This is a genomic window from Streptomyces sp. NBC_00390, from assembly GCF_036057275.1.
Taxonomy (GTDB): Bacteria; Actinomycetota; Actinomycetes; order Streptomycetales; family Streptomycetaceae; genus Streptomyces.
In genome coordinates this window covers 7968632-7980524 of record NZ_CP107945.1, presented here as the reverse complement: position 1 = coordinate 7980524, position 11893 = coordinate 7968632, and the positions used below count along the sequence as shown (strand labels likewise).

At 71.9% G+C, this 11893-nt stretch carries 10 protein-coding genes; 1 reads left to right on the top strand and 9 read right to left on the bottom strand.

Going from position 1 to position 11893, the window contains the following annotated elements:
• Window positions 1–9: 9 nt before the first annotated feature.
• Window positions 10–969 carry a GlxA family transcriptional regulator gene (locus OHS70_RS35510; RefSeq protein WP_328404476.1) on the bottom strand — a complete coding sequence of 320 codons (960 nt, stop codon included), beginning with the start codon at window positions 967–969 and terminating at the stop codon, window positions 10–12.
• 113 nt (window positions 970–1082) lie between these two features.
• Between OHS70_RS35510 and OHS70_RS35505 the strand changes: the two genes are divergently transcribed.
• Window positions 1083–1379, top strand: coding sequence for a putative quinol monooxygenase (locus tag OHS70_RS35505; RefSeq protein WP_328404474.1), 297 nt, complete (start codon window positions 1083–1085; stop codon window positions 1377–1379).
• 228 nt (window positions 1380–1607) lie between these two features.
• On the opposite strand, the gene OHS70_RS35500 is transcribed toward OHS70_RS35505, so the two are convergent.
• The 8 genes from OHS70_RS35500 to OHS70_RS35465 all read right to left on the bottom strand — a co-directional run bounded on the left by OHS70_RS35500 (window position 1608) and on the right by OHS70_RS35465 (window position 11883).
• The gene (locus OHS70_RS35500; RefSeq protein WP_328404472.1) at window positions 1608–3443 is read right to left on the bottom strand and encodes a hypothetical protein; all 1836 of its coding nucleotides are present in this window, start codon (window positions 3441–3443) and stop codon (window positions 1608–1610) included.
• A 98-nt stretch (window positions 3444–3541) separates the two neighbouring features.
• On the bottom strand, window positions 3542–3691 hold the full coding sequence (locus OHS70_RS35495; protein ID WP_328404469.1) for a hypothetical protein: 150 nt from the start codon (window positions 3689–3691) through the stop codon (window positions 3542–3544).
• 132 nt (window positions 3692–3823) lie between these two features.
• Entirely contained in the window at window positions 3824–4156 is a 333-nt protein-coding gene (locus OHS70_RS35490) for a hypothetical protein (RefSeq protein WP_328404467.1), read from the bottom strand.
• Window positions 4157–4268: 112 nt separating this feature from the next.
• Window positions 4269–5912 (bottom strand): allophanate hydrolase, encoded by a 1644-nt coding sequence (atzF, locus tag OHS70_RS35485; RefSeq protein WP_328404465.1) that lies wholly within the window; start codon window positions 5910–5912, stop codon window positions 4269–4271.
• A 31-nt stretch (window positions 5913–5943) separates the two neighbouring features.
• Window positions 5944–9444 carry a 5-oxoprolinase/urea amidolyase family protein gene (locus OHS70_RS35480; RefSeq protein WP_328404463.1) on the bottom strand — a complete coding sequence of 1167 codons (3501 nt, stop codon included), beginning with the start codon at window positions 9442–9444 and terminating at the stop codon, window positions 5944–5946.
• On the bottom strand, window positions 9441–10037 hold the full coding sequence (locus OHS70_RS35475; protein WP_328404461.1) for an urea amidolyase associated protein UAAP2: 597 nt from the start codon (window positions 10035–10037) through the stop codon (window positions 9441–9443). The genes OHS70_RS35480 and OHS70_RS35475 overlap by 4 nt, the downstream gene beginning before the upstream one ends.
• Entirely contained in the window at window positions 10034–10858 is an 825-nt protein-coding gene (locus tag OHS70_RS35470; RefSeq protein ID WP_328404459.1) for an urea amidolyase associated protein UAAP1, read from the bottom strand. The genes OHS70_RS35475 and OHS70_RS35470 overlap by 4 nt, the downstream gene beginning before the upstream one ends.
• An 854-nt stretch (window positions 10859–11712) precedes the next feature.
• Complete coding sequence (locus OHS70_RS35465) at window positions 11713–11883, bottom strand: hypothetical protein (protein ID WP_328404457.1); 171 nt, start codon at window positions 11881–11883, stop codon at window positions 11713–11715.
• Between the last annotated feature and the right edge of the window lie 10 nt (window positions 11884–11893).

Sequence of the window (11893 nt, the reverse complement as noted above, 5' to 3'; positions counted from 1 at the left end):
GCCCGCGGTTCAGCGTCCGCGCAGCGACCCGGCCGTGTTGCCCGTCCGCTCGCGCAACAGGATCCGCAGGGTGTTGGCGTGCTCGTAGCCGACCTTGCGGGCGATGGACTCCAGCGACAGGTCCGTCGTGCGCAGCAGGTGCGAGGCCTGCTCGACGCGCAGATCCTGTACGAAGCGCACCGGTGAGGTGCCGAGCACCCGGCGGACCGTCCGCTGGAGGGTGCGTTCGCTCACCCCCAGGGACCGGGCCGCTTCGGCCATCCCGATCGGCCCGTCGAGATGCAGCCGCACCCATCGTTCGAACGCGGCGACGAGCGGATCGTTCTGGGCCAGGGCGCTCGGGATGGTGTACGCCGACTGCGAGGGCCGTTCGTCGACGACGAGGTATCGGGCGATCAGATCCGCAAGGGCGGGGCTGGTCATCCGGACGACGGCGAGTGCGAGATCGACGTGCCCGAAGGCGGCGCCGGCCGTCGTCACCCCGTCCGATGTCGTCACCATCCGCGTCTCGTCGAGCGTGACCGACGGAAAACGTTTGCGGAACAGCGGGGCGAGCCACCAGGTGGTGGTCGCCTCCCGCCCGTCGAGAATCCCGGACTCGGCCAGGACGAAGGTGCCGGTGCAGGCCGAGGCGACGGGTGCTCCGCGTTCGCGGGTGGCGGCCACGAGGTCGCGTACGGGCGCGAGCGCGGGACCGGCGATCTGCTCGAGGAGCGTGTCGGGCCGCCTCTCGGCGAGCGCCGGGACGAGCAGCAGGTCGGCGTGCGCGGCAGCGCTCACCGGTTCGGCCGTCACGAGGTGGCCCGCGCCGGTGCGGACCCGGCGGCGGGCGCCGACCGTCGTCACCTGCCAGGCGGGCGGCGGATGGGGCAGCTCGCCGCGCATCCCGTTGGCCGCGTCCAGCACGTCCAGCAGCGCCGAGAGCCCGGAGTCGAACACACCGTCGTACACCACCAGCGCGACATCCATGGCGGAAATGGTATCCGACACGTCGTTTACGACACTGGGGTGGTACGGATCGGCGGCCTACGTTGATGCTGTCCCCGAATCCGGAGCGCACCGCACAGCCAAGGAGCAACCTCATGAACATCGGACTGCTGGCGCGTATCGAGGCCAAGCCGGAGTACGCCGACCAGGTGCAGGGCCTGCTGCAGAGTGCCTTGCAGCTCGCCCGCGAGGAGGAGCACACCGTGACCTGGTTCGCGTTCCGGGAGAGCGAGACCACGTTCGGTGTCTTCGACACGTTCGAGAGCGAGGAGGGGCGGACGGGCCATCTGCAGGGCCGGATCGCCGCGGCCCTGATGGAGGCGGCGCCGACCATGCTGGCGTCACCGCCGGACATCCGCCCCGTCGACCTCCTCGCGGTCAAGCTGCCCTGACCGCACGGGCCCGCGGAATCCACCCACGACAGCAACCACCAACGACCCCCGCCCCAGACAAGCCACAAGGCCGTAAGGCCGCACACGTGGAACCACCCACCGCCCCCAACCACCAACGACCCCCGTCCCAGACAAGCCACAAGGCCGTAAGGCCGCACACGTGGAACCACCCACCGCCCCCAACCACCAACGACCCCCGTCCCGGACAGGCCACGGGCCCGTGAGCCGTCAGGCGCGCGACCGCTCGGGCCAGGTGAACCCCAGTGCCTGAGCGGCCTCGCGGCTCCCGCCGGCGAGGCTCGCGTACGTCGTCGGGTTCACCTCGGCCAGCCGCCGCAGCGCGGCCTCGGCCCGCTCCTCGGGCGGCGTGCCGCCGTCGGGCAGGGTCCAGACGAACCGGACCCACGCATTCCCGGTGTCCTTCGCCGGGGGGCTGGGGTACGTGAAGGACAGCTCGACCTGCTCGGGCTCGGCGTAGTGGGTGCCGATCCAGCCCGCTGCACAGCGCCACCGGCCGAGCAGACCGGGCTCGGCGCGCAGGCGCTCACCCAGCAGCCGTGCCACGGTGCGGGCCGGCCACTCCCAGGTGTGATCGCTCTCGGCGCGGCTGATCTCCTCGTCGTACTCGGCCGCGTCGAAGCGGAGTTCGCCCGGCAACGGGAGTCCGGCAGCGGACCGCGAAGCGTTCGGACGGCGCCAGTTGCGCCATACGACGGTGTCGCCTTCGCGGCTGATGGTGACGTACAGGGCACCGCAGCATCCCTCGGTGCACCATGCCTCCGCGAGCTGCACGTCGGTGGGCTGCTCGGACGCCCGGAGCTGACCGCGGCCGAGCAGGTACTCGGGAGTCTGCGCCTGCCCGCTGTCGAATGCCTGGGCGATCACAGGCATGCCGTCCACGAGAAGGCGGGTCTCCACCTGTCCCGGGCCCGCCGGATCCGGCACGGTGACCTGCACCGCCAGCCGGTTGAACGCCCGGCGTTCGGCAGGGGCGAAAGAGTACGTCGTGCCGGTCGTACGCCGGATCCACGCGGCCCGCCGTCGCTCGGCGATGTCGGCGGACGGTTCGGCCGCGATGACCTGGGCGGTCCACTCCGGGTGGGACAGCACCGACCTGAGGCCGGCTGCGATCCGTTCCCGCTCGCCCGGTTCCCAGTCCAGCAGGGCGCTCCGGCCGCTGTGGAGGTCGAGGAGGAGGGACAGCAGGAGGGCGTAATGATCGAGCGAGGGCGGCAGTCCACCGATCCGGCGGACGAGGGCCGCATACGCGGGCATCGCGTCCGTGTACTGCCCGATCCCGGACCGGTAGTCGTTCGGGTCGGTCATGATGGCCAGCAGCCGGGCGGCCTGGGCCAGCGTGGCCGTGTCGAGGGGGTGTTGGTCCAGCACGTCGGCGAGTCGGGTGCTTTCGGCGATACTGCGCGCCTGGGATGCGGGGGTGGTGCGGCGGTCGAGCGGTTCGGCCAGGAGCCACCTGCGGGACGCCGGGTCGCCGCGGGTGCAGAGCGCTTCGACCAGTTTGCGCCGTCGTCGTGGGTGGGAGCGCTCCGCGAGCCAGCTGAGGTCGCCCGTGGCGCAGTCGACGGCCACCAGCGCGTCGGCTGCCGGGTCCGTGCAGCAGGCCAGCAGTCCGACGGTCCGGATCAACTCCGCGTCCTGTGGGCGGCCGTGACGGGCCAGCAGCGCGAGCCCGACCCAGACGGTGCGGCGGTCCACTGCGTGGCGTACGAGGTGTCTGCCCAGCGAGCGGCACCACTCGACGTCCGGGAGCGGCACCGCCTCCAGTGACCGTGACACCTCGCATGCGGAGAGGTCCAGAGCCAGGACGCGGGTGTGCAGTTCCTGCGCGGTGCGCTCGGTGTCCCCACCGTCGAGGCAGGTCAGAGCGTCCTGCAACCCGGCCCTGCGTTCGGTGACGGAACCGGATCTGCCGGGCTGGGCCGACCGGTCGGGGAGCGGCCTGCCACCGTCGGGCAGCGGTTTGCCGGGCGCCTGGCGATGCAGGCGCAGTGCGTGGTCGTACAGCGATGTCCGGGTGGCGAGCGCCTTGCGCTCGTCGCTCACGCTCACCGGCGGGTGAAGGTCTCGATTCTCTTCGTCATGCGACGCATCCTGCCATCACCCGCCGGAGCCGGACCACCCGATTTCCACGGGGCCGTGTGTCAGCGGCGTCGCCCGCGCAGGCGGTCGAGGGCCTGACGGGCCTGCGCCCGCCTTCTCGGGTCGGCGGCGGCCCGACGGGCCGAGTCGACCGCCCGCCGGCCCTGCGGCGTGCGGATCACGTGCTTGATGCGTGCGAACAGTCCGGGCACTGTGCCTCCTCGGGTGCGGAAACTCGGACGGTGTACCGTCCCCTTCCCGACTGCGCCTACCCCACAAGTCGGTTGTGATGGGTGCCGGTGAGGGGGGCGGGCCGTGCGCCCGGCCCGCACCCCTCCCGTGCGTCATTGCACGCTCGTGATCCAGCGCTGGACCGTCGCGTTGGTCCTGTCGTCCAGGGCGCACAGGGCCTCGATGGCCGCGAGGTCGCCGGGGCGGGGAGCGATGCCCGCGGTGGTCAGGGCGGCGTGGAGATCCAGCCGCCGCCGGTCCGCGGGTTCCAGCGTCACCTGCACCCGCTGTCCGGGTTCCGGGGCGGGCGGGAAGAAGGCGTCGGCCCCACGGTCCCCGGCTGCTTCGTCGAACGGGTCGCAGGCGTCGGCGCCGGGGAAACGGTACGGGTCGATCGTCGATCCCGTCGTCGGCATCACGTGAGTGGAGAGCTGCCAGGCAGTCACAACGTTCCTCCTCAGTAGTGGTCTCGCTGAGCGATAGGAAGCGTGCGCGGCCTCCTCCAGTTGCACCGCGGGCCGCACACCACCCGAATGCCCCCTATGCCATCTCGTCACATCAGCTGTTCCTGTACGCGCGCCAGCCCCCGTGGTGACTGATGTCCTCGGCGTCCTGGACCGCGCCCGGTTCGCACAGAAAACCCGGCGCCATGGTTCCGTCCGCGAGTTCGACACGGCCGATCGCCATCGGGCGGGGCAGCGCGGCGGTCAGGATTCCGAGGCCCTGGACAGGCAGTTCCCAGACCTCTGCCTCGACGGCGGTTCCGCCCTCACCGGTGTGGACGAGTCCGGGCTTCGGCGGATCGGTGCGCAGGGCGAACAGCCGGTAGACGGGTGCGGTGGAGGTCCGGGACAGCAAGCGTCCCCCGAGGGCGAGGAGTTCGTGGTTGAGGGGCTGGCCGGTCAGGTGGGCTCCGACCACGGCGATCCGGGCGGGCGGGGTGAGGTGGGCGGCGATCCGGGCGAGGCGGTCGTCCGTGCCGGCCGGGCCGGTCAGCATGACCCCGAAGGGGTGGCCGTCCTCGAGGACACCTGCGGGAACGGCGACCGCCGCGAGGTCGAAGAGGTTGGTGGAGTTGGTGAACCTGCCGAGCCGTGCGTTCACCCCGATCGGGTCCGCGGCGACGTCGGCGAGCGTCGGATGACCGGGCGTGGTGGGCAGGAGCAGCGCATCCGCCTCCTCGGCGGCGAAGCCGGCCATGGCGCGGGTGCGCAGCTCCGCGAGGCGGGCCTGGTCGGCGAAGAGCCGGTGCGCGGGGATGTCGCGGGCACCCCGGATGATGGAGGCGACCGTGGGGTCGAGGTCGGGGGTCTCCTTGTCGACGAAGGCACCCACGGCGGTGTAGCGCTCGGCTACGAACGCGCCCTCGTACAGCATCGCCGCGGCCTCGGTGAACGGGGTGAGGTCGACGGGGACGAGCTGGGCTCCGGCTGCGGCGAGTCTCGCCGCCGCGGCCTCGAAGGCCTCCGCCCAGCCGTCGTCCATCTCTCCCAGCTGCGCGTTCGTGGGCACGGCGATACGCCATGGGCCGGGCGAGCGGTGCGGGGCGCGGCGGCCGGGCGGGGACGAGACGAGGGCGAGCGCGTGTTCGGCCTCGGGGAGGGTGCGGGCGAAGACACTGACGCAGTCCAGGCTCGCGCATGCGGGGACGACACCGTCGGTGGGCACGAGCCCGCGGCTGGGCTTGAGTCCCACGATGTTGTTGAACGCGGCGGGTACGCGCCCGGACCCGGCGGTGTCGGTGCCGAGGGCGAGGTCGGCGATGCCCAGGGCCACCGCGACCGCGGATCCCGAGCTCGACCCGCCGGCGACGCGGGCCGGGTCGAGCACACTGGGCACGGCTCCGTAGGGCGAACGGGTGCCGACGAGACCGGTGGCGAACTGGTCCATGTTGGTGCTGCCGAGCACGATGGCACCCGCTGCCTTGAGGCGGGCGACTGCCGTGGCGTCCGCGGCCGGCCGGTATCCGTAGGAGGGGCAGCCGGCCGTGGTCGGGATGCCGGCGATGTCGATGTTGGCCTTCACGGCGAGGGTCCGCCCGGCGAGCGGCAGTTGCTCACCGGCGGCCAGGCGGCGGTCGACGGCCCGGGCGTCCTCCTCGGCTTCGGCGAGGGGACGGAGGGTGATCCACACGTCCGGTCTGCGGATGTACGCGATACGGGCGTAGGCATCACGCACCCGGTCGAGCGCGGTGGCAGGCATGGCAGGAGCTCCTTGAAGGGTCATGCGGGTGTCATACGGGGGACGGTGCGAGGACGAGCAGAGGCGTACCCGCTTCGACCTGGGAGCCGGGGGCGACCAGCAGCCGGCTGATCAGGCCCGCGGAGGGTGCGTGGACCCGGGATTCCATCTTCATGGCCTCCAGGGTGAGCAGGGGCTGGCCCGCCGCCACCTCGGTGCCGGGCTCGACATGCAGCTGCCAGACCGAGGCCGCGAATTCCGCCTCCACCAGCCGGGCGCCGTCGGGCAGTTCAACGGCGGGCTCGGCGGCAGGTGACGGGGCGGGGGCCTCGTCACGGTCGAATTCGCCGGCCGCCTCCCACGCGTCGCGTTCGGCGGAGAAGGCGGCTGCCTGTCGGGCGCGGAATGCCGCGATGGACGGTGCGTTCTCGGCGAGGAAGCGCTGGTGGTCCGCGAGCGAGAAAGTGCCGTCCTCGATGCGCGGCGTGAAGCGTCCCGCCGCCATGTCCGCACGCAGTTCCAGGAGTTCGTCCGCCTCCGCCGGATACCACCTGATCCGGTCGAAGAAGTTCAGCAGCCACGGGCGCTCCTGCCAGCGGGACCACACCTGGGTGGTGCGCCCGACGAACTGGTATCCGCCGGGGCCCTCCATGCCGTAGATGCACAGGTAGGCGCCGCCGATGCCCACGGAGTTCTCCGCGGTCCAGGTCCGGGCCGGGTTGTACTTCGTCGTCACCAGCCGGTGGCGCGGGTCCAGGGGGGTCGCGACGGGTGCGCCCAGGTAGACGTCGCCGAGCCCCAGGACGAGATACTCGGCTTCGAAGACCGTGCGGTACACGTCGTCGGCCGTGTCGAGTCCGTTGACCCTGCGGATGAACTCGATGTTCCACGGGCACCAGGGGGCGTCGTCGCGTACGCCCGCCATGTAGCGGGCGATCGCCTCGCGGGTGGCCGGGTCGTCCCAGGAGAGCGGCAGATGAACGGTCCTGGAGGGGACCACGAGGGCATCGGTGGGGCCGAGTCCGGACTCCAGGCGTATCAGCGTGGGCAGCAGCGCTTCCTGGGACAAGGCGTCCGGATCGATCCTGATCTGGAGCGAGCGGATGCCCGGGGTCAGATCCCGCACGCCTGGCAGGTTCGCTGCCGCCACCGCCTCGGCCAGCGCGTGCACGCGCATCCGCAGGGCGAGATCCAGATTCATCTCCCCGAACTCGACGAGTACGTTGTCGTCGCCGCTGCGTCGGTAGGTGACCGACTCGCCGCGCGCAAGGATCCCGCCGTCGTCGACGGCGGGGCGCGCCCGTCCTGCGGTGGTGACGGGAACGAACCGGACCGTGTCGCCGGGGCGCAGCTGTCCGAGCTTCCAGCGTTCGCCCGTCACGACGGTCGCGGGGCAGACGAAGCCTCCGAGCGAGGGCCCGTCCGGGCCGAGCAGCACCGGCATGTCACCCGTGTAGTCGACGGCGCCCACCGAGTAGGGCGTGTCGTGGATGTTGGACGGGTGCAGCCCGGCCTCGCCGCCGTCGGTCCGTGCCCACCGGGGCTTCGGCCCGACCAGCCGCACGCCCGTACGTGCGGAGTTGAAATGGACCTTCCACTGGGCGCCGTAGAACTCGTGGATGTCCTCCTCGGTGAAGAACTCCGGTGCCGCGTGCGGTCCTTCGGCGGCGCCGATGTGCCATTCCCCGCCGATGTCCGGCCGGTCCGCAGGGGGCACGGCGGTTGCTGCCGCCGAGGCAGTACCGCCGTGCAGCACATCGCCCGTGCGCAGCGGGCGGCCGCCGTGTCCGCCGAATCGGCCCAGGGTGAAGGTGGCGGTACTGCCCAGGAAGTCCGGGACGTCGAGGCCGCCGCCGGCCAGCAGGAGGTAGGTCCGCAGGCCCGGCCCGTCCGGGGCGCCGATCCGCAGGCAGGATCCGGCGGGGACGGTGACCGGCTCCCACTGGGCAGCGGGGGCACCGTCGACGGTCACCGGCGCCGGTGCGCCGGTGACGCACACGGTCGTCGCGTGGGTGAACCGCAGCGACGGGCCCTCGAGTGTGCACTCCAGTCCGGGTGCGCCTGCATCGTTGCCGAGCGCCAGGTTGCCCAGACGGAAGGACAGGTCGTCCATCGGCCCGGACGGCGGCACGCCCACGCTCCAGTAGCCGGTGCGGCCCGGCCAGTCCTGGACGGTGGTCAGCGTGCCGGGCGCCATGACCTCGATACGCGGCGTGGGATCGCTGACCGTGGCGAGGCTCGTGGTCGTGTGGGTCGCGGCCTGGACTGAGGTGTCGGCGAGTGCCGCGCGGACGAGTCCGAGATTGGTCTCGATGCCGTCGACACGGGTGGCGGCCAGTGCCGCGTCCAGGCGCCGCAGCGCGTCGGCGCGATCGGTTCCGTACGCCACGACCTTGGCCAGCAGGGGGTCGTACGCCGTCGTCACCTCCGTGCCCGTCTCGATCCAGGTGTCGACCCGGACGTCCGCGGGGAAGTCCACCCGGGTCAGCAGGCCGGCGCCGGGGCGGTGGTCACGGGACGGGTCCTCGGCGTACACGCGGGCCTCGACGGCGTGACCGCGGGGCGTGCCCGGCTCTTGTACGACGCCGGTGTCGCCCTGCGCGAGGCGGAGCATCCATTCGACGAGGTCGACCCCGTAGATCGCCTCGGTCACCGGGTGTTCCACCTGGAGGCGGGTGTTGACCTCGAGGAAGTACGCCTCGTCACGTGCCGCGTCGTACACGAACTCCACTGTCCCTGCCGACCGGTAGCCGACGCTCCCGCAGAGGCTCCGGGCCGACGTGGCCAGTTGCTCCCGCAGGGCGCGGGGCAGGCCGGGTGCGGGCGCCTCCTCCACCACTTTCTGGTTCCGGCGCTGCAGTGAGCAGTCGCGGTCGCCGAAGGTGACCACCCGCCCTTCGCCGTCGCCGAAGACCTGCACCTCGACATGGCGGGCGCGTTCGACGAGACGCTCCAGGAACACGCCCGCGGACGAGAAGGAGGCGGCTGCGACGCGTTGCACGCGCTCCCAGGCGTCGGCCAGTTCCGCGCGGTCGTGCACCGCGCGCATGCCGATCCCGCCGCCACCGCCGGTGGCCTTCAGCATGACCGGGTAGCCGATCTCGTCGGCCGCCGCGAGTGCGGCGTCGAGGCCGGGCAGCAGGCCGCTGCCGGGGGCGAGGGGGACGCCGGCGGCCTCTGCGGCGGCGCGCGCGGTGTGTTTGGCGCCGAAGAGGTCGAGCTGGGCGGCGCTCGGGCCGACGAAGACGATGCCTGCCGCCTCGCAGCGGCGTGCGAAGTCCGCGTCCTCGGAGAGGAATCCGTAGCCGGGATGGATGGCTCCGGCGCCGGTGTCCTTCGCCGCCTTGAGGACGAGATCGGCGTCGAGGTAGGACTCCCTCGCCGGCGCAGGGCCCAGTCGTAGGGCCTCGTCGGCGAGCCTGACGTGGGGCGCCGAGCGGTCGGGGTCCGAGAAGACCGCGACGGTGCGCAACCCGAGGCGCCGGGCGGTGCGGATGACGCGGACCGCGATCTCGCCGCGGTTGGCGACGAGCAGGGTGTCGAAGGCGGTCATACGGCGGCCCTGCCGATCGTCATCTCGACGGCGGTCGGCTCGAAGCCGTTGCAGGGGTTGTTGATCTGGGGGCAGTTGGAGACGAGGACGAGCACGTCCCGCTCGGCGCGCAGGGTGACGCGCAGGCCGGGCGCGGAGATGCCGTCGACGATGCCGAGGGTGCCGTCCTTCTCGACCGGTACGTTCATGAACCAGTTGACGTTGGAGACGAGATCGCGTTTACCCAGGCCGTGCCGTGCGCCTTCGGCGAGGAAGTTGTCGACGCAGGCATGCTGCGACCAGGTGTGGTGGCCGTAGCGCAGCGTGTTCGACTCCTTGGAGCAGGCGCCGCCGACGGTGTCGTGGCGTCCGCAGGTGTCCTCGGTGACGGTCATCAAGGGCGTGTGCTCGTTGGACATCAGCACACTGCCGGTGGTCAGGAAGATGTTCCCCTGGGCCTGGAGGGTGTCGGGGGCGCTGTAACGCACCGCGGTGTCGTGTGCGTCGTACACCAGGAAGTCGACGGCCTGGTTGCCGTGCAGGTCTGTGATGGTGAGCTGCTCGCCGGTGCGGACGACGGCGCTCCAGGCGGCGCGGGCGGGTACCACGGTCATGACTGTCCCTTCCCGGCGAGGAATTCGCGGGTGTTGAGGTGGGCGCGGCGGCCTTCAGGGGTTGCGTCGTACAGCGGATCGCCGGGGACGGTGGGGGCGGCGCGCCAGGCGAGCACCTCGAGCGGGGTGCTGATGTACTCGGGGCGCGGATCGAGCGGATGCGGGACGTTGGCGATCAGCACGGTGACGTCCTGCTCCGCGCGCAGCGTGATCGAGGCGCCCGGGCCCGCAGGTCCCGTGAAGTGGAGGGTGCCGTCGTCGCGGACCTCCACGCCCTGGAAGAAGGAGACGGACGGCGGCAGGTCGCGCGGCTCCAGGCCGTTCTTCAGGGCCGCGAGGGTCAGCAGCTCCCGGCCGGCCGGGGAGGCGGAGCACGCGGCACCGTCGCCGTAGCGCCGCGTGTTGCGTACGAGGGTGGAGGTGCCGCACAGGGCGTCGTGCCGGCCCGAGGTGTCCGTGACGAGGGTGGCGAGCACCCGGCCCTGGTCCGACAGGAGCTGCTGTCCGGCCCGCAGATACGCGTTCCACTGGACCTTCACGGTGTCGGCGGCGTTGAGACGCTCCCAGGGGCGGCCGTCGGCGTGGAGCAGCACATGGGCGCAGGCGTCGCCCTCGAGGTCGGTGAGCCGCAGCTCGGTGCCCCGGGCAAGGACGCGGTGGGTGTAGCCGCCGCCCGCCACGGTCTCCGCCCACACCAGGTGCCCGGCTTCGCAGGGCGGCGCGGGCCAGTCGGTGGCGGGGACCACCGGCATGGCCTCGGCCTTCGTGCCGTCCTGGGCCCGGGCGTGGTCGCGGGCCCCGTCTGTTGTCGCGGTCGCCATGGCGGCAGACCTCCTCCGGCTCGGCATTCGGCATTTCTGTCGCACGACAGAAATTAGGAGGAGCCCGCGTCCGCCGGATTGCCCTCCGATTGCCGCTCCGTTACGTGGTGCTCACGGGCCGCCGCGTCCCGGAGCGCAGCCGCACGCCCCTGGCCCTCCCGTCCGCGCGACGGGAGGGCCAGGGGCGTGTCGTTGCTCCTGGCGCTCGGCAGCCCTCAGGCTCCCCGGCGGCTCCGCAAGGCGCGTACGAGCGCGCCGAGTGCGAGTGCGCCCGCGAGGAACAGAACGGTGAACCACTGGAAGTACCAGTGAGCCCGGATGGGGTGCGACCTGCGGCGATGCCCTCGCACCCCATCTGAGCTGCGAAAACTACTGCCAGTGTTTGTCATCATTTCGCAGCGTTATTCGCCCTCTGGTGCCCTCGCCGCGTGCCGGCCTATCCAAGATCCGTCCGCGTTCCCTGCCCTCATGGTCCCCGCTAGCCTGCTCATCCTCGGCGCCCTCGGCTGCTGCGCAGTGTCATGTGCCGTCCGGCCGTTCCGCACCGACGGCTGCGCCTCGGCCGCCGGCTGCTCAACGCCTGGCGTCAAACCCGAGACGCTGGCATTCGGTAAGGAGAACTACGCCCGGAGCGACCGGGCTTCCGGCTGTTCGGAGAGCCTGCGTTGTTCTGACTCGGCGAAGGCATCTACGGCCCGGGCGAAGGCTTCACTGCACCGTTGTGCGTAAGCATGCGGCGCTCGGCCTGCCGGTGCTCGTTGTCGGTCTGCTCGGTGTGGCGGCCAGCACAATGCTCGGCTAGCGCACACCAGCGCCCCTCCCCGCGGGCATCGGTGAGGGGCACTGTCGTGCGTTCAGCGGCTCCGTGCGACAGACCAGCGCTTCCACGCACCGAGCCCGAGCAGCCCGGTGATCACGACATCTCCGACCAAGGTCGGGGTGTCCGCAGCTTTGGCGATGCTACCGACCCCGCCGAGGGCAAGCGACCCGAGGATGAAGGCAAGGAAAATCAGGAACGCTTTCATGGCAGCCCCC

Coding starts and splice junctions, on each gene's coding strand:
- OHS70_RS35505 (WP_328404474.1), top strand. CDS start 1,083: ATGAACATCGGACTGCTGGCGCGTATCGAGGCCAAGCCGGAGTACGCC.
- OHS70_RS35475 (WP_328404461.1), bottom strand. CDS start 10,037: ATGACCGTGGTACCCGCCCGCGCCGCCTGGAGCGCCGTCGTCCGCACC.
- atzF (WP_328404465.1), bottom strand. CDS start 5,912: ATGCCTGCCACCGCGCTCGACCGGGTGCGTGATGCCTACGCCCGTATC.
- OHS70_RS35465 (WP_328404457.1), bottom strand. CDS start 11,883: ATGAAAGCGTTCCTGATTTTCCTTGCCTTCATCCTCGGGTCGCTTGCC.
- OHS70_RS35510 (WP_328404476.1), bottom strand. CDS start 969: ATGGATGTCGCGCTGGTGGTGTACGACGGTGTGTTCGACTCCGGGCTC.
- OHS70_RS35480 (WP_328404463.1), bottom strand. CDS start 9,444: ATGACCGCCTTCGACACCCTGCTCGTCGCCAACCGCGGCGAGATCGCG.
- OHS70_RS35470 (WP_328404459.1), bottom strand. CDS start 10,858: ATGGCGACCGCGACAACAGACGGGGCCCGCGACCACGCCCGGGCCCAG.